The sequence below is a fragment of the Streptomyces sp. Y1 genome (assembly GCF_041053115.1).
Taxonomy (GTDB): domain Bacteria; phylum Actinomycetota; class Actinomycetes; order Streptomycetales; family Streptomycetaceae; genus Kitasatospora; species Kitasatospora rubellomurina.
In genome coordinates, this window is record NZ_CP163445.1 from 5,908,748 (window position 1) to 5,929,604 (window position 20,857).

Annotated in this window: 18 protein-coding genes and 1 pseudogene; 14 read left to right on the top strand and 5 right to left on the bottom strand. The window is 73.5% G+C overall.

Annotated features, from left to right (window positions below; all coding sequences use genetic code 11):
- Positions 1-189 precede the first annotated feature (189 nt).
- From AB2U05_RS25745 to AB2U05_RS25765, 5 genes are all read left to right on the top strand, one after another.
- Complete coding sequence (locus tag AB2U05_RS25745; protein WP_369184373.1) at positions 190-1,620, top strand: MFS transporter; 1,431 nt, start codon at positions 190-192, stop codon at positions 1,618-1,620.
- 267 nt (positions 1,621-1,887) lie between these two features.
- On the top strand, positions 1,888-3,087 hold the full coding sequence (locus AB2U05_RS25750; protein ID WP_369184374.1) for a ferritin-like domain-containing protein: 1,200 nt from the start codon (positions 1,888-1,890) through the stop codon (positions 3,085-3,087).
- A gap of 32 nt (positions 3,088-3,119) precedes the next feature.
- Positions 3,120-3,602, top strand: a complete 483-nt coding sequence (locus AB2U05_RS25755; RefSeq protein ID WP_052706418.1) for a PaaI family thioesterase — start codon at positions 3,120-3,122, stop codon at positions 3,600-3,602.
- 53 nt (positions 3,603-3,655) lie between these two features.
- Entirely contained in the window at positions 3,656-3,907 is a 252-nt protein-coding gene (locus tag AB2U05_RS25760) for an acyl carrier protein (protein ID WP_369184375.1), read from the top strand.
- On the top strand, positions 3,904-5,625 hold the full coding sequence (locus tag AB2U05_RS25765) for an AMP-binding protein (protein WP_369184376.1): 1,722 nt from the start codon (positions 3,904-3,906) through the stop codon (positions 5,623-5,625). Before AB2U05_RS25760 ends, AB2U05_RS25765 begins: the two co-directional genes overlap by 4 nt.
- Here the strand turns inward: AB2U05_RS25765 and AB2U05_RS25770 are convergent.
- Positions 5,567-7,435, bottom strand: a complete 1,869-nt coding sequence (locus AB2U05_RS25770; RefSeq protein ID WP_045697467.1) for a CocE/NonD family hydrolase — start codon at positions 7,433-7,435, stop codon at positions 5,567-5,569. The two genes, AB2U05_RS25765 and AB2U05_RS25770, sit on opposite strands and share 59 nt — an antisense overlap.
- A 280-nt stretch (positions 7,436-7,715) precedes the next feature.
- Here AB2U05_RS25770 and AB2U05_RS25775 point away from each other — a divergent pair, with 280 nt between their 5' ends.
- Positions 7,716-8,819 (top strand): HoxN/HupN/NixA family nickel/cobalt transporter, encoded by a 1,104-nt coding sequence (locus AB2U05_RS25775; RefSeq protein WP_045709496.1) that lies wholly within the window; start codon positions 7,716-7,718, stop codon positions 8,817-8,819.
- Positions 8,820-8,885: 66 nt separating this feature from the next.
- Here the strand turns inward: AB2U05_RS25775 and AB2U05_RS25780 are convergent, their stop codons facing one another.
- A complete protein-coding gene (locus AB2U05_RS25780; RefSeq protein WP_369184377.1) occupies positions 8,886-9,821 on the bottom strand; it encodes an SGNH/GDSL hydrolase family protein in 936 nt (311 codons plus the stop codon).
- A 357-nt stretch (positions 9,822-10,178) separates the two neighbouring features.
- Here AB2U05_RS25780 and AB2U05_RS25785 point away from each other — a divergent pair, with 357 nt between their 5' ends.
- The 4 genes from AB2U05_RS25785 (at position 10,179) to AB2U05_RS25800 (ending at position 14,587) form a co-directional block, all read left to right on the top strand.
- Complete coding sequence (locus tag AB2U05_RS25785) at positions 10,179-11,834, top strand: FAD-binding dehydrogenase (RefSeq protein WP_045709495.1); 1,656 nt, start codon at positions 10,179-10,181, stop codon at positions 11,832-11,834.
- Positions 11,835-11,971: 137 nt separating this feature from the next.
- A complete protein-coding gene (locus AB2U05_RS25790; protein WP_045697405.1) occupies positions 11,972-12,382 on the top strand; it encodes a hypothetical protein in 411 nt (136 codons plus the stop codon).
- 94 nt (positions 12,383-12,476) lie between these two features.
- Positions 12,477-12,731 carry a hypothetical protein gene (locus AB2U05_RS25795; RefSeq protein WP_045697403.1) on the top strand — a complete coding sequence of 85 codons (255 nt, stop codon included), beginning with the start codon at positions 12,477-12,479 and terminating at the stop codon, positions 12,729-12,731.
- A gap of 188 nt (positions 12,732-12,919) precedes the next feature.
- Positions 12,920-14,587 carry a metallophosphoesterase family protein gene (locus tag AB2U05_RS25800; RefSeq protein WP_078860013.1) on the top strand — a complete coding sequence of 556 codons (1,668 nt, stop codon included), beginning with the start codon at positions 12,920-12,922 and terminating at the stop codon, positions 14,585-14,587.
- A 49-nt stretch (positions 14,588-14,636) separates the two neighbouring features.
- Here AB2U05_RS25800 and AB2U05_RS25805 read toward each other — a convergent pair whose 3' ends face one another.
- Together AB2U05_RS25805 and AB2U05_RS25810 are read right to left on the bottom strand one after the other, a co-directional pair.
- Positions 14,637-14,969: a YnfA family protein gene (locus AB2U05_RS25805; protein ID WP_045697401.1), complete on the bottom strand. Its 333-nt coding sequence runs from the start codon at positions 14,967-14,969 to the stop codon at positions 14,637-14,639.
- An 18-nt stretch (positions 14,970-14,987) separates the two neighbouring features.
- Positions 14,988-16,202 (bottom strand): pyridoxal phosphate-dependent aminotransferase, encoded by a 1,215-nt coding sequence (locus tag AB2U05_RS25810; RefSeq protein ID WP_045697399.1) that lies wholly within the window; start codon positions 16,200-16,202, stop codon positions 14,988-14,990.
- 97 nt (positions 16,203-16,299) lie between these two features.
- On the opposite strand from AB2U05_RS25810, the pseudogene AB2U05_RS25815 reads away from it, so the two are divergent.
- The 3 genes and pseudogenes from AB2U05_RS25815 to AB2U05_RS25825 form a co-directional block, all read left to right on the top strand.
- A pseudogene (locus tag AB2U05_RS25815) lies at positions 16,300-16,653 on the top strand (winged helix-turn-helix transcriptional regulator); the annotation flags it as partial.
- 256 nt (positions 16,654-16,909) lie between these two features.
- Entirely contained in the window at positions 16,910-17,731 is an 822-nt protein-coding gene (locus AB2U05_RS25820) for an SGNH/GDSL hydrolase family protein (RefSeq protein WP_369184378.1), read from the top strand.
- Positions 17,732-17,849: 118 nt separating this feature from the next.
- Positions 17,850-19,067 carry an FG-GAP repeat domain-containing protein gene (locus AB2U05_RS25825; RefSeq protein WP_369184379.1) on the top strand — a complete coding sequence of 406 codons (1,218 nt, stop codon included), beginning with the start codon at positions 17,850-17,852 and terminating at the stop codon, positions 19,065-19,067.
- Positions 19,068-19,070: 3 nt separating this feature from the next.
- Here the strand turns inward: AB2U05_RS25825 and AB2U05_RS25830 are convergent, their stop codons facing one another.
- A complete protein-coding gene (locus AB2U05_RS25830) occupies positions 19,071-19,718 on the bottom strand; it encodes a GNAT family N-acetyltransferase (protein ID WP_369184380.1) in 648 nt (215 codons plus the stop codon).
- Positions 19,719-19,848: 130 nt separating this feature from the next.
- Between AB2U05_RS25830 and AB2U05_RS25835 the strand changes: the two genes are divergently transcribed.
- Positions 19,849-20,742: a pentapeptide repeat-containing protein gene (locus AB2U05_RS25835; protein ID WP_369184381.1), complete on the top strand. Its 894-nt coding sequence runs from the start codon at positions 19,849-19,851 to the stop codon at positions 20,740-20,742.
- The last annotated feature ends 115 nt before the right edge of the window (positions 20,743-20,857 follow it).

Below are 20,857 nucleotides of genomic sequence, written 5' to 3' on the forward strand. Positions count from 1 at the left end.
CCCGCCGGAATTCGACACAATGGAGCGGGCCGCATCGCGATGAACCCGCGAAGGTGTGCGAAACGCGGATAAAAGCATTCTGTCCGGATCGTGCGCCGCCGTGATCGTTTTCCGGCGGGCGCCGACGATCATGTTCTTTTTCCTGACGCCCCTTGCTTGTGTGCGGGAGCTGTGGATACGGTGACGGCCATGCAGACACGGGGTGGGGATGGAATCGTCCTGGCGATTCTTTCGCTGGCGGCCTTCATGGCCGGTCTCGATTTGTTCATCGTGAATGTCGCTTTCACCGACATAGGCCACGAATTCAAGGATTCGGCGCTGTCGAACATGTCGTGGATCCTCAACGGGTACGCGATCGTGTTCGCCGCGCTGCTGGTACCGCTGGGCCGGCTGGCCGACCGCTTCGGCCGCAAGGCCGGGTTCCTGCTGGGGGTCGCGCTGTTCACGGCGGCCTCCGGAGCCTGCGCCGCCTCGGCGACGCTGTGGCAGCTGGTCCTGTTCCGCGTCCTGCAGGCGGTCGGCGCCGCGGCCCTCACCCCGGCCAGCCTCGGCCTGCTGCTCTCCGTGTTCGAACCCGCGAAGCGCGCGGGCGCGGTGCGGGTCTGGTCCGCCGCCGCGGCCCTGGCCGCGGCGGCCGGCCCGGTCTTCGGCGGGCTGCTGGTCAGCCTCTCCTGGCGCTGGGTCTTCCTGGTCAACCTGCCGATCGGCGTCGTCGCGCTGGTCGCGGCGCTCCGCCTGGTCCCCGACTCCCGCGACCGGGCGGTCACCCGGATGCCCGACCTGCTCGGCGCCGTCGTGCTGACGGCGGCGATCGGCCTGCTGGCGCTCGGCCTGGTGAAGGTCGACGACTGGCCGGGCCTGCGCACCGGGCTGGTCCTGGCCGCGGCCGCACTGGGCGCGGTCGGCTTCTGGATCCGCTCGCGGCGCCACGCCCACCCGGTGATCGAGCCCGAGCTGCTGCGGCTGCGGGAGTTCGCCTGGTCCAACGCGGCGGTGCTGGTCTTCAGCGTCGGCTTCGCCGCGAACCTGCTCAGCGTCATCCTGTGGATGCAGAACGTCTGGCAGTACTCGGCGCTGCGCACCGGCCTCGGGGTCGCCCCCGGGCCGCTGATGGTGCCGCTGGCGGCGATCGCCGCCGCCAAGCTCGCCGGGCGCGGCATCCCGGTCGGGCGGATCGCCGCGCTCGGCTGCCTGCTCTGCGTCGCCAGCGTGCTCGCCATGGCCTCGATGGTCGACGCCGCCCCGGACTACGCCGGCGCGCTGCTGCCCGGCTGGCTGGTGGGCGGCATCGGCGTCGGGCTGGCCCTGCCGACGATCCTGTCCACCGCCACCGCGGGGCTGCCCCCGCACCGCTTCTCCACCGGCAGCGCGGTCGTCAACATGAGCCGCCAGATCGGCAGCGTCCTCGGCATCAGCATCCTGGTCGCCATCATGGGCACCCCGCGCACCTACTCGGACGCCCACGACGCGTTCGTGCACAGCTGCGTCGCCATCGGGCTCTTCATGCTCGTCGGTGCGGCCACCTCCCTCGGCATGGGGCACCTCCCGCCGGTGGACCGTGCGGCCGACCCGGCCGGAGAGCTCCCGGTGGCCGCCCCGGAATCCGACGCCAGGGCCTGACGGCGGAATGGCCTGAACCCGAAAAGGCCGACCCCGAAAGTCCTGAACCCGAAAGGCCGACCCCGAAAGGCCCGATCCCGAAAAGGCCCGGAACGTGCGGGCCGCATTCCCCGGACCCCGGACGGGGCTGACGTGCACCCTCGCGCACCAGTCGGCTTTCCCGTCGATCCACCGCTCGGCCGTTCCATCCTGCAGGAAATTCCACCACGCCCGGATTCCCCCGGGCGCCGCCGAAATCCCCGGCGAACCACCTGGAAAGGAATTCCCATGGGTACCGGTACCGTACGCGTCGCCGTGGCCGACTGTCTGCCCGGCATCGCACTCCCCGAGAACCTGACGCTGCCCCGGTTCGGCGAGATCGCCGTCGACCGGGTCGAGCCGGACGCCTTCGAGCAGTACCTGGGCGACCTGGCGCCGGACGCCGAGCTGGCGGTGCTCTTCGCCGGCAGCCGCGGCCCCTCGGCGCCGGACCTGGTCCGAAGACTGCGCGCGCACGCGGAGTTCGGCAAGACCCGGGTGTACGTCGTCGGCACCGGCCCGGCCGGCCCCGTCCCGCCCTGGGCGGAGGCGCTGGACGTGGAGGACGTCGTCGCCGAGTCCGCGTTCGAGGGCTTCGGCCTGACCGACCGGATCGACATCGGCATGCGCGCCAACCGCTCGCTCGTCCAGGACCAGCTCTACACCGACTTCTACCTGGACATGACGTACAACAAGATCTTCGACTGGTTCGAGACCACGCGCTGGGACTGGAAGGAGATCGACTTCCGGAACATCGACGCCGAACTGCTCGGCGAGGACGAGGTCGACTACCTCACCGAGGCCGCCATCATCGAGTTCGGCACCCTGCCGGGCGCGCACAACTTCCTGCGCGAGTGGGAGGGCGAGACCAGCTTCTCCTCCTGGGCGCTGATGTGGGGCGCCGAGGAGGCCCGGCACTCGCTCGTCCAGGCCCGCTACCTGGAGAACATCGGCGTCCGGATCCGCTCCAAGCACGCGCTCTACAAGCGCGAGCCGTACCCGATGGGCAGCAGCCGGGCGGGCACGCTGATGATGAACATCATCTCCGAGGCCCGCGCCTCCGAGCTGTACCACCGGCTCGCCGCGGAGACCAGGGAGCCGGTGATCAAGCAGATCTGGAAGCTGCTGGGCCGCGACGAGTCCCGGCACGCCCGCGCGTTCTACGTGTTCGGCCAGGAGCTGTGCGACGAGCGCGTCGAGAACCGGGTCGAGGCCCTGAAGATGGCCTACGTCTGGCTCGCGGACCGCAGCGAGGGCCTCAAGCACCCGGCCGGCCACTTCTACCCGCACTCCACCTCCGCGAAGGGCGTGCGGCGGATCGAGACCATCCAGGCGGGCGCGACGGACGCCGCCGACCGCAAGGTGCTCGCCATGGTGCGCCGGCTCGCCGACGACGACTCGATCGAGTCCCACCGGGACATCAAGCGCAAGCTGCGCTCCCTCGTCTGACCACGCCCCGGCCCACAGAGGGAGTGCGAACCTTGCCCGAGTCCGTGAACACCGAGACGGTCTCCAACTGCTTCGGCTGCGCCCCGAGGAACCCGATCGGGCTGCGGCTGGTCATCGACGAGGACGGCACCGGCTGCACCGCCGAGTTCGAGCTGGGAGCCGACTACGAGTCGTTCCCCGGCGTCGTCCACGGCGGCGTCGTCGCCTCGGTCCTGGACGAGCTCCTGGCCCAGGCGGTCTACCGCTCCGGGCGGACCTCGGCCTTCACCAGCGAGCTGCGGGTGCGCTACGCCCAGCCGATGCGTACCGGCACCGCCTACACCGCCCGGGCCGAGGTGACCCGGCGCGACGAGTCGTCGGTGCGGGCCTCCGGCCGGATCCGCACGCCGGACGGCGGCCTGGTCGCCGTCGCGGACGGCGTGTTCCACCTGCTCACCGACGAGGTGCTCGACCAGGCCGGCGACCGCCTGCCCGACAGCCTCGTCCAGGCGCTGCGCGCCTCCAACAGACCGTGAAGTCCGGGCGACCGGACAGCCGACCGGACCGCAGAGACGGGGGAACGACGATCATGGACGTTCAGCAGCAGATCCGTACGATCATCGCGGAGGAGCTGAAGGTACCGCAGGAGCAGATCACGGCCGACGTCCACCTCCGGTCGCTGCCGGGCTTCGACTCGATGCGCGCCCTGGAGATCATCCTCAGGACGGAGAACGCGTTCGACATCGAGATCGACGCCGCCGTCACCTTCCAGGTCGCCACCGTGGGCCAGTTCGAGGACACCGTCCGCGAACTGTGCCGGCGGCGCACCCCGGCGGCGTGAACCTGGTCGGCGCGCTCGCCGCCGTCGCCGCCCGCGGAACCGGCCGGGGCATCCGCCTGTTCCGCGGCGGCGCGGAGGCCGAGCGCCTTCCCTTCGACGAACTCCACCTCGACGCCGGGCGGTTGGCCTGCGGGCTGCTGGAACGCGGGGTCACCGCGGGGGAGCGCGTCGCGATCACGCTGCCGACCTCCACCGACTTCGCCCGCGCCTTCTTCGGCGTCCTCGCCGCCGGGGCCGTCCCGGTGCCGCTGCCCGCGCCGCAGCGGTTCGCGCCGCTGGACGTGTACGTGCGGCGGACGGCGCTGGCGCTGCGCCAGTCGCGGATCACCCGGATCCTCGCCGACCGGGCGCTCACCGGGGTGCTCGAACCGCTCCTGGCGGACGCCGGCGGGGAGTTCACCGTCCTCGACGTCGCGTGCTGCTCGGCCGCCTCGCCGGTCTACACCGAGGCGGCCGGGGACGACCCGGCCCTCGTCCAGTACACCTCGGGCACCGGCTCGGACCCGCGGGGCGTGCTGCTCAGCCACGCCAACCTGCTGGCCAACACGGCGGCGATCGGCAAGGGCCTGGGCGTCACCGACGCCGACGTGTGCTGCAGCTGGCTGCCGCTGTTCCACGACATGGGGCTGATCGGCACCTTCCTCAGCGCGGTGTTCAGCGGCATCGACACGATCCTGCAGCCGCCCGAGGACTTCCTGCGCGACCCGGGCCGCTGGCTGGGCATCATCGCCGGCCAGCGGGTCACCATCACCAGCGCGCCCAACTCCGGCTACCTGCACGCCCTGCGCCGGACCCCGGCCGAGCGGGTGCGCGAACTCGACCTCTCCGCCTGGCGCCTGGCGCTGAACGGGGCGGAGGCCGTCGACCCGGGCCTGCTGCGGCGGTTCTCGGCGCACTTCGCGCCCGCGGGGTTCCGGCCCACCGCGTTCCTGCCGGTCTACGGGCTGGCCGAGGGCACGCTGGCGGTCACCTTCCCGCCGCTCGACCGGCCGGTGCGGACCGTCCGGGTGCGGCGGGACCTCCTCGGCGAGGGCGTCGTCTCGCTGCTCGACGAGGCGGCCGCGGCGGAGGGCGCCCGGGAGGTGGCCTCGGTCGGCTTCTCGGTCGCGGGCACCGAGGTGCGCCTGGTCGGCGCGGACGGGCCGGTGCCCGCCGAGCGGCCCGCCCTGGGCGAGATCCAGATCCGCGGGGACTCCGTCACGGCCGGCTACGAGCACCACGAGGCGGCCACCCGCGCGGTGGTGCACGAGGGCGGCTGGGTCTCCACCGGCGACCTGGGCTTCCGGCACGACGGGGAGCTCTACATCGTCGGCCGCACCAAGGAGATGGTGATCGTCTTCGGCCGCAACCACTACGCCGGCGACATCGAGTCGATCGCCGCCGCGGTGCCCGAGGTGGCCGGCGGCGGCGTCCTCGCCGCCGCCGTCCCCTCCCCGGAGGGGGAGCGGCTGGTCCTGTTCGTCGAGACCGCCGCGACCGCCGCCGAGGCGCGCGAGCACCTCGTCGGCCAGGTCCGCCAGGCGGTGTCGGGCGCCCTGGGGGTGACACCCCACGAGGTGGTTCTGCTGCGGAAGGGGCGTCTGCCGCGGACGTCCAGCGGCAAACTGGTGCGGTACGGTTCCGAGGAGCTCCATCGGCAGTACGGCACGCCCGATCCGCTCACCCCTCCCGGGGCACCCGGTCCTCCCGGGGCACCCGGTGCTGCCACTCCCGGGTGAACACCACCGAGCCGGCCTCCAGCGCCCGCAGCTGCACGATGCTGAGGAAGTGTCCGGCGTCGCAGCGCAGTTGGGTGCGGGTCTGGACGGTGACGTCCCAGCCGATGTCCGGACGCTCCAGCCGCACGGTGCGGTCGGTGCGGGCCTGGGCGCTGAGCGGGGTGCCGGTGAGGATCCGGTACGCGGTCACGGTGTGCTCGTCGCGGACCAGCCCGTCCGGGTGGGTCAGGGTGGCGTCCGAGGCCGGTGACAGCTCGGTGCGCCACTCGTGGCGGCCGATGTCGTGCACGGTGACGTGCTCGGGCCGCGCGGTGAGCGGTTCGGTGACCCGGACGTCGAGCGGATCGGGCAGCACCGGAGCCTCGAAGGAGATCGGCGCGGCGCCCACGTCGGCGGCCAGGTGGCGCACCGGCAGGCCCAGGACCGAGCGGGACGGGTCGAGCGCGTACCCGGAGTCGTCGGCGGGCGGCCACACCCACGGCCAGTAGACCGAGGACAGGGCGAGCCGCAGCCGGTGCCCGGTCGGGACGGCGGCCGCGCAGGCGGCGAGTTCGACCTCCGCCTCCGGGCCGTCCGCGACCAGCACGCCCCGGGTCAGCAGCCGCGAGGTGCCGTCCGGGCCGACCGCGCAGAGCCGGGCGGTGATCTGGGCCGGCCCGCCGCCCTCCCGCAGCCGCAGCCGCAGGGCCGGCGCGCCGAGCAGCTCGACCGGCTCGGGCAGCGGCTGGGAGTCGAAGCAGACCGAGCGGCCGTCCTCCTCGCGCTGGTCCGGCGGCTGGTCGGCGGGGCGGCCGTGCGGGACGTAGGCGCCGGCGTTGAGGCCGGTGTGCTGCGGGGAGCGGACGGGCACCCAGCGGTCCTCGGCGGCGGTGCCGGCGGTGCGCAGCGGCCCGTCCAGGCCGTAGTGGACCTCCCGGACGTCGGGGGACGGCCAGGTCTCCTCGCCGCGCCAGCGGTCGCCGAGCACGCTGCGCAGGGCGGGTTCCCGCAGGACGCCGGTGTCGGTGCCGCGCAGCCAGTGGTCCCACCACCGCAGGGTCTCGGGCAGGGCGGCCTCGGGCAGGCCGTGCGGCCAACTGCCGATCAGGGCGCGGGCGGTGGGGGAGCCGGCGAGCAGGCGCAGCACGAAGGAGCAGGACGGGTCGCCCCAGCCGGCGACGGCGAGGACGGGCGCGGGCACCGGGACGGTGGTGTCGCCCTCGGCGAGCCAGCTGTCGACCGGCGGTTCCAGTGCCTCCAGGCGGGCCAGCCACTGGGCGCGCCAGGCGTCGCCGGCGTGCCGGGGGTCGGGCGGGAGCGCGGCGTCGGCGATCAGGGCGGTGAGCCGGGTGTGCAGGTCGGCGGCGAGCACGGCGCCGCCGAGGCGGTGGCCGCCCTCGGGGCAGGCGGTGACCACGGCGGCCACGGTGTCGGGGGTGAGGGCGGCGAGCCGCAGTGCGGTGGTGCCGGCGGCGCCGACGCCGAGCAGGCCGAGGCGGCCGCCGCACCACGGGCGGCGGGCGAGCCAGTCGATCGCGGCGGCGCCGTCCGCGAGCTCCTGTTCGTCGCCGGGTTCGCCCGGGCGGCCGCCGGAGTTGCCGTGGCCGCGGGTGTCGACCCGGACGGCGGCGTAGCCGTGGCCGGCGTACCACGGGTGGCGGCGGGAGTCCTCGGCCGCGGTGCGGTCGCTGAGGCGGGCCCCGGAGTACTCCAGGACGGCGGGGACGGGCTCGTCGGTGACCGGGCGCCACACCCGGGCGGCGAGGACGGTGCCGTCGGGCAGCGGGACGCGGACGTCCTCGCGGGTGGTGTGGAAGGGGTAGGACGGCATGTGGCCGCTCCCATCGGGTCCCGGGCCGGTGTGTGCCGGGCGGCCCGCGGCCCGCACGGTGGCGTGCCGGAGCGGCGTCGGCATCTCGACCCTAGGGGAGGAACCGTCCGATTTCCTGACGAGTCACCCGGGGCTGGGCAGTGTCCGAACCCGGTCAGATTCCTGACCCGGTTATCCAGTTGCCGGTCGGAGACCGAGCTGTAATTGCGCATGACTTGCAACTGCGCTGCTCAAGGCGGAAAGATGGCCCGGCTTCGACCGCTCCGCCGAAAGGACCACGATGACCACCGCCCCCCGTTGGCGCGACCGGCTCACCCGGGAGGAGTGGATGCGCCTGGCCGGGATGGGCGGCTTCATCCTCGCGCTGCACGTCGTCGGCTGGTTCACCCTGCTCGCGCTGGTCGCGCCCGAGCACTACGACGTCGGCGGCCAGGTCTTCGGGGCGGGGATGGGCATGACCGCCTACACCCTCGGCATGCGGCACGCCTTCGACGCCGACCACATCGCCGCGATCGACAACACCACCCGCAAGCTGATGGGCCAGGGCAAGCGGCCGCTGTCGGTCGGCTTCTGGTTCTCGCTCGGGCACTCCTCGGTGGTCTTCGGCCTCTGCGCGCTGCTCGCCTTCGGCATCCGCTCGCTCGCGGACGAGGTCGAGGCGGACGACTCGACCCTGCACCGGTGGACCGGCCTGGTCGGCACCACCGTCTCCGGCACCTTCCTGCTGCTGCTCGGCCTGATCAACCTGGGCGCCTTCAACGGCATCCTCAAGGTGTTCCGCCGGATGCGCCACGGCGAGTACGACGAGGCCGAGCTGGAGCGGCAGTTGGAGAAGCGCGGGCTGATGAACCGGATCCTCGGCCGGGTCACCCGGGCGGTCACCAAGCCCTGGCACATGTACCCGGTGGGCCTGCTGTTCGGCCTCGGCTTCGACACCGCCACCGAGGTGTCCCTGCTGGTGCTGGCCGGCGGCGCGGCGGCCTTCTCGCTGCCCTGGTACGCGCTGCTGACGCTGCCGATCCTGTTCGCGGCCGGGATGAGCCTGCTGGACACCATCGACGGCTCGTTCATGAACTTCGCCTACGAGTGGGCGTTCTCCCGGCCGGTCCGCAAGATCTACTACAACCTGACCGTCACCGGCCTGTCGGTGCTGGTCGCCCTGGTGATCGGCCTGGTCGAGCTGATCGGCCTGCTCGGCGAGAAGCTGGACGTCACCAGCGGCCCGATCGCCTGGATCGGCGCCCTGGACCTCAACTTCGTCGGCTACGCGGTCGTCGGCCTGTTCGTGCTCACCTGGGCCGGGGCGCTGGCCTTCTGGAAGTTCGGCCGGGTCGAGGAGAAGTGGTCGGCGGGCCTGGCCGCCGCGCCGCTGCGCTCCGAGTAGCGCGCGACGAACGGGCCGAGGGGCCGGTGACCGGACCCCGGTCACCGGCCCCTCGGGTTCGTACGGCTACCGCAGCGCGGCGAGCACCGCGTCCGCCATCACCTTCTCGCCGGTGGCGTTCGGGTGGAACGGCACGGCGGGCGAGCCGGGCAGCGCGCCCTCGACCCAGCGGTCGTCCGAGCAGGCGTCGTGCCCGGCGGTCGGGGTCTGGGTGTCCACGTAGACCGCGCCGTTGGCCGCCGCGGTGTCGGCGAGCATCGAGTTGAGCGCCTCCAGCGTGCGGTGCAGGTACGGGACGTCGCGCGGCGCCAGCGGCTGGCGCAGCACGCACGAGGAGCCGTCCGCCGGGAGCACCGAGGGGTAGCCGACCAGCAGCACCTTGGCGTTCGGCGCCTTGGCGTGGATGCGCTGCAGCGTGTCGGCGACCTGCGGGCGGGCGGCCTCGATCCGGTCGGCGAGCTTGTCCTCGCCGTACTGCCAGGACCAACTGCTCCAGTCCCAGTGGCCGTTGTTGTAGACGTCCTGGCAGGGCGTGCCGAGCGGGTTGACGACGGCGCCGGCGACGCAGGTGGCGATCACGTCGCCGACGCCCAGGTCGCTGGTGCCCAGGTTGTTGCCGCCGATCCCGAGGGTGACCAGGTCGGTGTCGGCGGTCACCGCGTTCAGCTGCGGGTCGTTGACCTTGAGGAAGGCGTCGTACTGCGGCTGGGTCATCGCGCTGACCTTGGCGGCGGCGCAGGTGACGTCGGTGTACGCGTTCGCGCCGAGCGCGGCGGCGACGAGGTGGCCGTAGTTGCGGTCCGAGCGCAGGCACAGACCGGCCGACTGGCCGGGCACGCCCGCGCCGGCGGCGTAGGAGTCGCCGAGCGCCACGTAGTGCTTCGGGGCGGGCGCGGCGGCCTGCGCGCTGGTGGAGGTGAGCGCGAGCGCGGCGCCGAGGGCGAGCGCGGCGAGCGCGGTGGAATTGCGGAGTCGCCGGGGTTTCCGGGCAGGACGGAGCACGGTTCCTCCTGGGGGAGAGAAACGACGGGTGGGGGTCGTGCAGTGCCGGGCCTCAGCTACTGGCAGGTAAGTTACCGCCAGGTTTCGCGTGCGTCCATGTTTTCGGCGGAATTCCGAAAAACGCGTCAGATGTTACCGGGTAACATTTCGAATTCCGCTCCACCGCGTATCGAAGGTATTTCCGAAACGCCGTGGAGCGGAATTCGTGCGACTGCTTGTTACCGGCCGGTTGACCGGACGTCACCGCAGGCCGCAGTATCGGGCGCACGGCGACGGCGGCCGCACCCGGCGCCGCCGTACCGGCGACGGCGCCCACCCCGGAGCGCCCGCCCCGCGAGCCGCGACGGAGGACTGCGCATGGCCCTGGACGCCGACGTCATCGTCATCGGAGCGGGACTCGCCGGCCTCGCCGCCACCGCCGAACTCGCCGACGCCGGACGGAAGGTGATCCTGCTCGACCAGGAGCCCGCGGCCTCCTTCGGGGGCCAGGCGCACTGGTCCTTCGGCGGCCTCTTCCTGGTCGACTCGCCCGAGCAGCGCCGGATGCGCATCCGCGACTCGCACGCCCTCGCCTGGCAGGACTGGCTCGGCACCGCCGGCTTCGACCGGCCCGAGGACGCCTGGCCGCGCCGCTGGGCCGAGGCCTACGTCGACTTCGCGGCCGGCGAGAAGCGCGCCTGGCTGCACGGCCAGGGCGTGCGGTTCTTCCCCGTCGTCGGCTGGGCCGAGCGCGGCGGATTCCTCGCGGACGGGCCCGGCAATTCCGTGCCGCGCTTCCACATCACCTGGGGCACCGGGCCCGGACTGCTCGAACCCTTCGTCCGCCGGGTCCGCGCCGCCGCCGCGCGCGGGCTCGTCGACCTGCGCTTCCGGCACCGGGTCACCGGCCTCGCCGCCACCGCCGGCGCCGTCGACACCGTCACCGGTGAGGTGCTGGTGCCCAGCCCCGCCGCCCGCGGCGAGGCCAGCTCGCGGGAGAGCGCCGGCGGCTTCGAACTGCGCGCCCAGGCCGTGATCGTGACCTCCGGCGGCATCGGCGGCAACCACGACCTGGTCCGCAAGGCCTGGCCCGCCCGGCTCGGCACCCCGCCCGCCAGGCTGCTCTCCGGCGTCCCCGCGCACGTCGACGGCCTGATGCTGGAGGTCGCCGGCCGGGCCGGCGCCAGCCTGATCAACGGCGACCGGATGTGGCACTACACCGAGGGCATCGAGAACTGGGACCCGATCTGGGCCCGGCACGGCATCCGCATCCTGCCCGGCCCGTCCTCGCTCTGGCTCGACGCCCGCGGCAGGCGGCTGCCCGTCCCGCTCTTCCCCGGCTTCGACACCCTCGGCACCCTCGAACACATCATGGCCACCGGGCACGAGCACACCTGGTTCGTGCTCAACCAGCGCATCATCGAGAAGGAGTTCACCCTCTCCGGCTCCGAACAGAACCCCGACCTGACCGGACGGTCGCTGCGCGGCGTGCTCGGCCGCGCCCTGCCCGGCGCCCCCGGCCCCGTCGAGGGGCACCTGCGGCACGGGCCCGACTTCGTCGTCGCGAGCAACCTCGGCGACCTCGCCCGGGGCATGAACGCCAAGACCCGCGAGGCGCTGATCGACCCCGGCGAACTGCGCCGCACCGTCGAGGACCGCGACCGGCAGGTCGCCAACCCCTTCGCCAAGGACCTCCAGATCACCGCCATCCACGGCGCCCGCCGCTACCTCGGCGACAAGCTGATCCGCACCGCCGCCCCGCACCGCATCCTCGACCCGGCCGCGGCCCCGCTGATCGCCGTCCGGCTGAACATCCTCACCCGCAAGTCGCTCGGCGGCCTGGAGACCGACCTCTCCTCCCGCGTGCTGCGCCCGGACGGCGAGCCGCTGCCCGGCGTCTACGCGGCCGGCGAGGCGGCCGGCTTCGGCGGCGGGGGCGTGCACGGCTACCGCTCGCTGGAGGGGACGTTCCTCGGCGGCTGCCTGTTCTCCGGCCGCACGGCGGGCCGGGCGGCGGCCCGCGCGGTCGGATAAGGCGGTCGGCCCGCGCGGTCGGCCCGGGCGGCGGCCCGCGCGGTCGGGTGGGGCGGTCCCGCCGTGGGGCGGGCGGGGGGCGGCGGGTACAGTGCCGGTGCCGGACGCACACTGACCACGAGGGGACCGGGGAACCGATGAGCCGCCGAGACCGCCGGACGGGTGCCGGCTCCGCCGCCGCGTCCCCGGTGACCGTCACCGTCTGCCGGGGCTGCTGCTGCGGCACCCAGGCGAAGCACCCGGGCGTGGACCACGCCGGCCAGTACGAGCGGCTGCGCACGGCGGTCGGCTCGGCGGGCCGGGTCCGCGCGGTGAACTGCCTGGACGTCTGCACCCAGTCCAACGTGGTGGTGGTCGGCCCCTCCAGCGAGGGCCGGGCGGCGGGCGGGCGCCCGGTCTGGCTCGGCTTCGTGCTGATGGACGAGATGATCGACGACATCGCCGCCTGGGTGCACGCGGGCGGCCCCGGCCTCGCCGACCCGCCCGGCCTGCTCGACCTCCAGCTGATCTCGGTCTCCCGCCGGGTCCGCGAGTCCCTGGCGGACTGACGGCCGGTCATATCAACGTCCCGGGGCGGGTGCGGGAGCGGCGCCACTACCATGACCGGTGGCAGCGAACGGTTCCGGGGCAGGGAGGACGAGGATGACGCTGGTCTGCCGCATCTGCGCGGGCACCGGGCGGACCGCCGGCCTCAGCTGCCGGACCTGCCAGGGCACCGGCACCACCGAGATGGGCGGCGGGGGCGGCAACTGCTTCCTCTGCGACGGCACCGGCGTGTACGTCCGCTACCGGGTGGACGCGACGGGCGCCAAGCACGCCTACCGGGACGAGGTCTGCCGCACCTGCGACGGCACCGGCAACCGGGCCGCCGGGCACTGGGACGAACCCGCGGGCTGAGTCCTCCCCGGTGCCCGACACCGCATCAGGGCACCGATCGCGCGGAGGCCATGATCCGGCGTCGGTCCGGTACGAACATGCTCTTTACCTATTCATGGTCGAACATTGACGTTCGAGTGGGCGACGCGCTGACACCCGTTCACCGGACGTCCGCGTGCGGTCAACGCGCCGCTGACAGAGTCCCGCGCATGGATATCCCCAACATGGGCGTGCCGGCGCGGCTCGCCGACCGCATGAGCATGGCCGAGCAGCACGAGTACCTGCGGGCCCGCTTCTCCCGCCGCCGGATGCTGCGCGCCGGCGCCGTGACCGTGGGCGCCATCGCCGTCGGCGGTGCGCTGGGCAGCGCCCCGGCGTTCGCCGCCCCGGCGAGCCCGCAGCTGCTGACCGGCGGCACGGCGGACGGGATCGACGGCTCGCTGGTCGCGCCGATCGGCCGTCACCTCCAGTTCGGCCCCGAGCCGGACACCCAGTTCCGCGTCTCCTGGCAGGTCCCGGCGCCGGTCAAGAAGCCGTTCCTGCGCTTCGGCAAGCACCCGTGGGACCTGAGCCACAAGGTCGAGGCCGAGGTCCGCGCCCTGCACACCCCGGCGCTGGCCCCGAACAGCCAGCCGGTGGACCAGTACTACCTGCACGTCGCGCTCGAGGACCTGCACCCCGACACCACCTACTACTACGGCGTCGGCCACGAGGGCTTCGACCCGGCCTCCCAGCAGCAGATCTCCACCCTGCACACCTTCCGCACCGCGCCCTCCCGCGACCACCGCTGGGGCAAGGTGTACGAGCCGTTCACCTTCACGGCCTTCGGCGACCAGGGCGTCAGCTCCCACGCGGCCGGCAACGACCACATCATCAAGGCCCAGAAGCCGGCCTTCCACCTGCACGCCGGCGACATCTGCTACGCCGACCCGGCCGGTTCCGGCACCGACCCGGACAAGTCCGTCTTCAACGCGAAGACCTGGGACGACTTCCTGGTCCAGACCGAGACGGTCGCCGCCGAGATCCCGTGGATGGTCGCCTACGGCAACCACGACATCGAAGCCTGGTACTCGCCCAACGGCTACGGCGGCGAGAACACCCGCTTCTACCTGCCGGACAACGGCCCGGACCCGCGCACCGTCCCCGGCGTCTACACCTTCCGCTACAAGAACGTCGGCGTCATCTCCCTCGACGCCAACGACATCTCCTACGAGATCCCGGCCAACCTGGGCATCTCGGCGGGCAAGCAGACCAAGTGGCTGGACCGCACCCTCAAGGACCTGCGCAGCGACGAGACCATCGACTTCATCGTGGTCTTCTTCCACCACTGCGCCTTCTCGACCACGGTGGCGCACGCCTCCGAGGGCGGCGTCCGCGAGGCGTGGGTGCCGCTGTTCGAGAAGTACCGCGTGGACCTGGTCATCAACGGCCACAACCACATCTACGAGCGCACCGACGCCATCCTCGGCAACAAGGTCTCGAAGCAGGTGCCGAGCGGCGCCACCATCGAGCCCGAGAAGGACGGCGTGGTCTACGTGACCGCGGGCGCCGCCGGCCGCAGCCTGTACAAGTTCGACGTGCCCGACACCTACGAGGGCCACGAGAACCACCAGGACGAGGTCAAGACCTACTACTGGAGCAAGGGCCGCGTGAAGACCCCCGAGACCATCCAGTGGTCGCGGGTGCGCTACACCGGCTACTCGTTCATCAAGGTCGACGTCACCCCGGCGCACCTGGGCCAGAAGTCCTCGATGAAGGTCACCGCGCTGACCGAGGACGGCAAGCAGATCGACAACTACACGATCCAGCGCAAGGTCGGCGAGGGCTGGGACTCCGGCCGCGACGACGACGGCGAGGGCGGCGGCTGGGGCTGGTAAGCCCTCCCGTCACGTCCGATGATGCGGGCCCCGGTGCTGAGGGACGACCTCAGCGCCGGGGCCCGTACATGATCACGGCGACCCCGGCCAGGCAGACCAGCGCGCCCAGCACGTCATACCGGGTCGGCCGGAAGCCGTCCACCGCCATGCCCCACAGCAGCGAGCCGGCCACGAACACCCCGCCGTACGCGGCCAGCACCCGGCCGAAGTCCGCGTCCGGCTGCAGAGCCGCGACGAAGCCGTACGCGCCGAGCGCCACCACCCCCAACCCGGCCAGCCACCAAGGCCGTTGCTCGCGCACGCTCTGCCAGACCAGCCAGCAGCCGCCGATCTCGGCGAGCGCGGCGAGCACGAACAGGGCGATGGAGCGCAGGACGGTCATGGTGTCCGAGCGTACGGCTCAGACCTGCCGGTACGTCGCGAGGAAGCGGCCGATCCGGTTGATCGCCGTCTCCAGGTCGTCGGCCCGGGGGAGGGTGACGAAGCGGAAGTGGTCCGGGCGGGGCCAGTTGAAGCCGGTGCCCTGGACGACGTGGATCTTCTCGCGCAGCAGCAGGTCCAGCACGAACCGCTCGTCGTCGACGATCCGGTGCACCGCCGGGTCGAGCCGGGCGAAGGCGTACAGCGCGCCCTTGGGCTTGACGCAGCTGACGCCGGGGATCTCGTTCAGCGCCTTGACCGCGATGTCGCGCTGCTCGGTCAGCCGCCCGCCGGGCAGCACCAGGTCGTTGATGGACTGGTGGCCGCCGAGCGCGGCCTGCACGGCGTACTGGGCGGGCACGTTGGGACACAGCCGCATGCCGGAGAGCATGGTCAGGCCCTCCAGGTAGTCGGCGGCGTGCTGCTTGGGCCCGGAGACGACCAGCCAGCCGCTGCGGAAGCCGGCCACCCGGTAGGCCTTGGACAGGCCGTTGAAGGTGAGGGTGAGCACGTCGTCGGCGAGCGCGCCCAGGCAGTGGTGCACGGTGTCGTCGTAGAGGATCTTGTCGTAGATCTCGTCGGCCAGCACCATCAGCTGGTGGCGGCGGGCCAGGTCGAGGATGCCCTCCAGCAGCTCCTTCGGGTAGACCGCGCCGGTGGGGTTGTTGGGGTTGATGACGACGATGGCCTTGGTGCGGGCGGTGATCTTGGCGGCGATGTCGTCGAGGTCCGGGTACCAGTCGGCCTCCTCGTCGCACAGGTAGTGCACCGCCTTGCCGCCGGCCAGCCGGACGGACGCCGTCCACAGCGGGTAGTCCGGGGCCGGCACGAGCACCTCGTCGCCGTCGTCGACCAGCGCGGTGACGGCCATCTGGATCAGCTCGGAGACGCCGTTGCCGAGGTAGACGTCGTTGACGGTGACGCCCTGGACGCCGCGCTGCTGGTAGTACTGCACCACCGCGCGGCGGGCCGGCAGGATGCCGCGCGAGTCGCTGTAGCCGTGCGCCGAGGGCAGGTTGCGGATGATGTCCTGGATGATCTCCTCCGGCGCCTCGAAGCCGAACGGCGCCGGGTTGCCGGTGTTCAGCCGCAGCACGCTGTGCCCGGCCTCCTCCAGGGCGTTGGCCTGGTCGACCACCGGGCCGCGGATCTCGTAGCACACGCCGTTCAGCTTGCTGGACTGCCGAAACTCCATCTGCGGCCTCCCGACCGTCACCACCGCTCCGTTGCTTCTGCTTTGTTCTACCAAGTCGGCACTTGGAAAGTCCAACTTCTTGGCTATGCTGATCCACATGTCACGCCGAAGCTACGACCAGTACTGCGCCGTCGCCCGCGCCCTGGACGCGGTGGGGGAACGCTGGAGCCTCCTGATCGTCCGTGAACTCCTCGGCGGCCCGCGCCGCTACACCGACCTGCACGCCGACCTGCCCGGTGTCTCCACCGACATCCTGGCCGCCCGGCTCAAGCAGCTGGAGGGCGAGGGGCTCGCCGTCCGGCGCAAGCTGGAGCGGCCGGCCAGTGCCACGGTGTACGAGCTGACCGAGCGCGGGGCCGAACTGCGGCCGGTGATCGAGGCGTTGGGCGCGTGGGGGCTGGGTGCCCTGGGCGAGCAGCGGCCCACCGACGCGGTGCGCGAGCACTGGTACACGGCCCGGAGCGCCGCCGTCATCGGCTGACGGCAGCACTCCGACCGGCCTGGCCGGGGCGGCGGCAAGGCCCCCGTCGCCGGCCGACGCCCCGTGTCCTCAGGATGGCGCGGACCGATAAACGAACAGTCGGCGCGGAATGAGCGGAAGGAGCGGCCGGGCGGAAGGAGCGGCCGGGCCCCCGGCGGTTCCGCCCGTCGCCGTGCACGTACGATCGTCGGACCGCAGAGCCGTCCCAGGAGAGCGGAGGCCCCCCGTGCCCACCACCCAGCGCAGCTACGCACGTTACGTCGCCCTCGGTGACTCGTTCACCGAAGGCATGTGCGACGACCTGCTGCCGGACGGCAACTACCGCGGCTGGGCGGACCGGGTCGCCGCCGCGCTCGCCGAGGAGCGCGAGGGCGACGAGGGGCGTGCGGGCGCCGGCGAGCGCGAGGGCGACGGCTTCCGGTACGCCAACCTCGCCGTCCGGGGCAAGCTCATCGGCCAGATCCACGACGAGCAGCTCGCCACCGCGGTGGGGATGGGCGCCGACCTCGTCACCCTCGCCGGCGGCCTCAACGACGTGCTCCGCCCCGGCTGCGACATCGACCGCGTCGAGCGGCTGCTCGGCCACTGCGCCGCCGAACTGCGCGCCACCGGCGCCACCGTCGTCCTGTTCACCAGCACCGACCCCACCCGGCGGATGGCCGGCAGCACCCGGATACTGCCCGCCATCCTGCGGATGAAGGCCTTCGTGCAGGAGCTCGGCCAGCAGGACGGCTTCGCCGTCGTCGACCTCTTCTCCGCGCCCTGCTTCGACGACCGCCGGCTGTGGGCCGAGGACCGCCTGCACCTGTCGCCCGAAGGCCACCGCCGGGTCGCCGCCGGCGTGCTGGAAGCCCTCGGCCGCCCCGTCGACTTCGACTGGCGCGCCCCGCTGCCCGCCGCCGCCCCGCCCGGGCGCGCCGAACGGCTGCGCGCCGACGCCCGCTGGCTGCGCACCCACCTCGGCCCCTGGATCGGCCGCCGCCTCACCGGGCGCTCCTCCGGCGACGGCCGGCCGCCGAAGCGGGCCGAGCTGCTGCCGTACCGCTGACGCCGCCGGGATTGCCGCGGCCCCTTCGGGGTGTCGCTGCGTCCACCGCCGCGCCCGCCGGGCGACCATCGGCCCCGAGAGGGGCGCCGGGCGGCGCCCGGACGGGAGTGACGGGACCATGCGCAGACTGAGGTCGGCCCAAGCCGCCCTGGCAGCAGGGCTGTTGGCGGTGCTGCCTGGCGGCGCCTCGGCCGCCGGGGCGTCCGGGGTGCCCAGGGCTTCCGGGGTGTTCGCCCCGAAGACCGACTACCCGGTGGGGCACAACCCGCGCGCGGTCGCGACGGGCGACCTCACCGGCAGCGGCCGCACCGACCTCGTGGTGGCCGACGCCGCGGACGGCACCGTGTCGATCCTGCTGAACAACGGCGACGGCACCTTCGCCCCGCGCCGCACCTACCCCGCCGGGCCCGGCCCCAGCTCCGTCGCCGTGGGCGACCTCCGGGGCATCGGGGTGTCGGACCTGGTGGTCGCCGACCAGGACGGCGACGGAGTCTCGGTGCTGCTCGGCAACGGCGACGGCACCTTCCGACCGCCCCGCCGGCTCGCCACCGGCCCGCACCCGGACGCCGTCGCCCTCGGCGACTTCCGCGGCACCGGGACGCTGGACCTGGCCGTCGCCAACCTGGGCGACTTCGGCGACGGCAGCGTCTCGCTGCTGCTGGGCAACGGCGACGGCACCTTCCAGCCGGCGCGCAGCTACCCGACCGGCGACAACTCCAACCCCGCCTCGATCGCCCTCGCCGACCTCGGCGGCAGCGGCAACCTCGACCTGGCCGTCGCCCTCGACGGCGTCGGCGAGGTCGCGGTCTTCCCGGGCAACGGCGACGGCATCCTCGGCGCCCCGACCGGCTACCGGGTCGGCGGCATCCCCGTCTCGCTGGCCGTCGGCGACCTGCGCGGCGACGGCCGGCTCGACCTCGTGCTCGCCGACTCGGAGAACTCCGCCCGCGTCCTGCTCGGCAACGGCGACCGCACCTTCCGGCCCGTGCGGTCCTACCCGGCCGGCAGCGCGCCCGTCTCGGTCGTCGTGGGCGACTTCACCCGCAGCGGCGCGGCCGACCTGGCCCTCGCCACCGGCGGGAACTCCGCGACGCTGCTGCTCGGCAACCGCGACGGCACCTTCCGGGCGCCGCAGTCCTACCCCACCGGGTCCGGCGACCACTCGACCCCGGACCGCGTCGCGGCCGGCCGGTTCACCGTCGGCGGCGGGCTCGACCTGGCGGTCACCAACGCCCAGGACGACACCGTCTCGGTGCTCCTGAACACCGCCGACCGCCCGGGGCCGTGGCCCCGGCCCGGCGCCGCCGAGTCGAGCCGCCGGCCCGCCCGCCGCTGAGGCCTATGGCTCCAGCGCCAGGCTCGCCATCGGGGCGTACGTCGTCCAGCCGAGCGTGCGGTAGAGCGCCTGGCCCTCCATGGTGGCGACCAGCACGCCGGTACGGGCCCCGGCCTCGTACGCGGCGGACTGCAGCGTCCGCATCACCACGGCGCCCAGCCCTCGGCGGCGGTGCTCGGGGGCGGTGACGATCTTGTCGGGGACGGCCACCGGGCCGGCCAGGCCCGCCTGGCCGCGCGCGGCCAGGTGCCCGTCCCGGGTGCGCACCAGGGCGCGGAGGATGCCGCCGCGGCTCCAGGTGGTCAGGGTGTAGCCGGGCGGGAGCGCCGCGGCCCCGGCGGGCGCCAGCGGGGCGGCCATCAGGAAGCCCGGCACGTCCAGCCGCCACTGCGGGCCCAGCCAGGGGCGGACGGTGTCGTCCTCGGCGAACAGCTTCAGCCAGGTGTTCGGCGCGGTGACGGTGCCGGCGAGCCGGCGCACCTCGTGCTCGGTCGGCTCCGGCAGCACGTGCCGGGCCAGCTCCCCGCGCGAGTCGGCGACGTCGATGCTCCAGCCCCAGGGCCGCTCCACCGGATCGGCGGCGATCCGGGACACGGCCCAGCCGCTGACCCACATCCGGACCAGCTCGGCGACGGCCGGCTGCTGCTGCATGGCGATACCCCCGTGGTAATGGTCACACTTGCGGTGGGCACATTACTCGCGAGGGGGTGGGCGTGCCCAGTAGGATTTCCGGGTCCCCTGGCGCCGCACCGGCGCCCAGCTGGTGGAAGGACCCCGGAACGTGAGCGACACCGAGCATCCGCTGCCCGTGCTGCAGTCCGACTGCGGCAGCTGCTTCGGGCTCTGCTGCGTCGCCCTGCCGTTCGCGGCCGGCACCGACTTCGCGATGAACAAGTCCGCCGGCACCCCCTGCCGCAACCTGCAGACCGACTTCAGCTGCGGCATCCACGCCCGGCTGCGCGGCGAAGGCTTCCAGGGCTGCACCGTCTACGACTGCTTCGGCGCCGGGCAGCGGGTCTCCCAGGAGACCTTCGGCGGCACCAGCTGGCGGGCCGAACCGGCCACCGCGGCACCGATGTTCGACGTGTTCCCGATCGTGCGCCAGCTGCACGAACTCCTCTGGTACCTCACCGAAGCGCTCACCTTCGAGCCCGCCCGTGCGCTCCACACCGAACTGCGGGCCGCCCTGGACGAGACCGACCGGCTCGCCGGCGGCACCCCCGAACAGGTCCTCGCCGTCGACGTCCCCGCGCACCGCCAGCAGGTCGCCGACCTGCTGCTGCGCGCGAGCGAACTCGTCCGCGCCGCCGTCCCCCGCCGCCGCGAGCACCGCGGCGCCGACCTCTTCGGCGCCCGCCTGCGCGGCGCCGACCTGCGCGGAGCCAACCTGCGCGGCGCCCTGCTCGTCGCCGCCGACCTCTCCGGCGCCGACCTGCGCCTCGCCGACCTCATCGGCGCCGACCTGCGCGACGCCGACGTCTCCGGCGCCGACCTCACCACCGCCCTCTTCCTCACCCAGGCCCAGCTCAACGCCGCTCGCGGCGACGCCACCACCCGCCTCCCCGCCACCCTGACCCGCCCCACCCACTGGCCCACCACGGCCACCCCGGCCACAGGCCCCGGCAACAAGCCGCGGAGCGGCGGCCGCCGCCCGGGCAAGCCCCGCCGCCGATAGCGTCCCGCGCGCAGGAAGTCGGCCCGGCCGACTTCCCGCGCGGCTACGCCGCCGCCCGCCTCCCGGCCGCCCTGAAAGCCCCTCGCCGGTGGCGCCTCTTGCGTAGGAAGTCGGG

Bases quoted from the DNA above. Each gene is read 5' to 3' on its own strand.
- AB2U05_RS25760 (WP_369184375.1), top strand. From the start codon at position 3,656: ATGGACGTTCAGCAGCAGATCCGTACGATCATCGCGGAGGAGCTGAAG.
- AB2U05_RS25805 (WP_045697401.1), bottom strand. From the start codon at position 14,969: ATGACCGTCCTGCGCTCCATCGCCCTGTTCGTGCTCGCCGCGCTCGCC.
- AB2U05_RS25810 (WP_045697399.1), bottom strand. From the start codon at position 16,202: ATGGAGTTTCGGCAGTCCAGCAAGCTGAACGGCGTGTGCTACGAGATC.
- AB2U05_RS25825 (WP_369184379.1), top strand. From the start codon at position 17,850: ATGCGCAGACTGAGGTCGGCCCAAGCCGCCCTGGCAGCAGGGCTGTTG.
- AB2U05_RS25795 (WP_045697403.1), top strand. From the start codon at position 12,477: ATGACGCTGGTCTGCCGCATCTGCGCGGGCACCGGGCGGACCGCCGGC.
- AB2U05_RS25830 (WP_369184380.1), bottom strand. From the start codon at position 19,718: ATGCAGCAGCAGCCGGCCGTCGCCGAGCTGGTCCGGATGTGGGTCAGC.
- AB2U05_RS25750 (WP_369184374.1), top strand. From the start codon at position 1,888: ATGGGTACCGGTACCGTACGCGTCGCCGTGGCCGACTGTCTGCCCGGC.
- AB2U05_RS25770 (WP_045697467.1), bottom strand. From the start codon at position 7,435: ATGCCGTCCTACCCCTTCCACACCACCCGCGAGGACGTCCGCGTCCCG.
- AB2U05_RS25800 (WP_078860013.1), top strand. From the start codon at position 12,920: ATGGATATCCCCAACATGGGCGTGCCGGCGCGGCTCGCCGACCGCATG.
- AB2U05_RS25775 (WP_045709496.1), top strand. From the start codon at position 7,716: ATGACCACCGCCCCCCGTTGGCGCGACCGGCTCACCCGGGAGGAGTGG.
- AB2U05_RS25790 (WP_045697405.1), top strand. From the start codon at position 11,972: ATGAGCCGCCGAGACCGCCGGACGGGTGCCGGCTCCGCCGCCGCGTCC.
- AB2U05_RS25785 (WP_045709495.1), top strand. From the start codon at position 10,179: ATGGCCCTGGACGCCGACGTCATCGTCATCGGAGCGGGACTCGCCGGC.
- AB2U05_RS25745 (WP_369184373.1), top strand. From the start codon at position 190: ATGCAGACACGGGGTGGGGATGGAATCGTCCTGGCGATTCTTTCGCTG.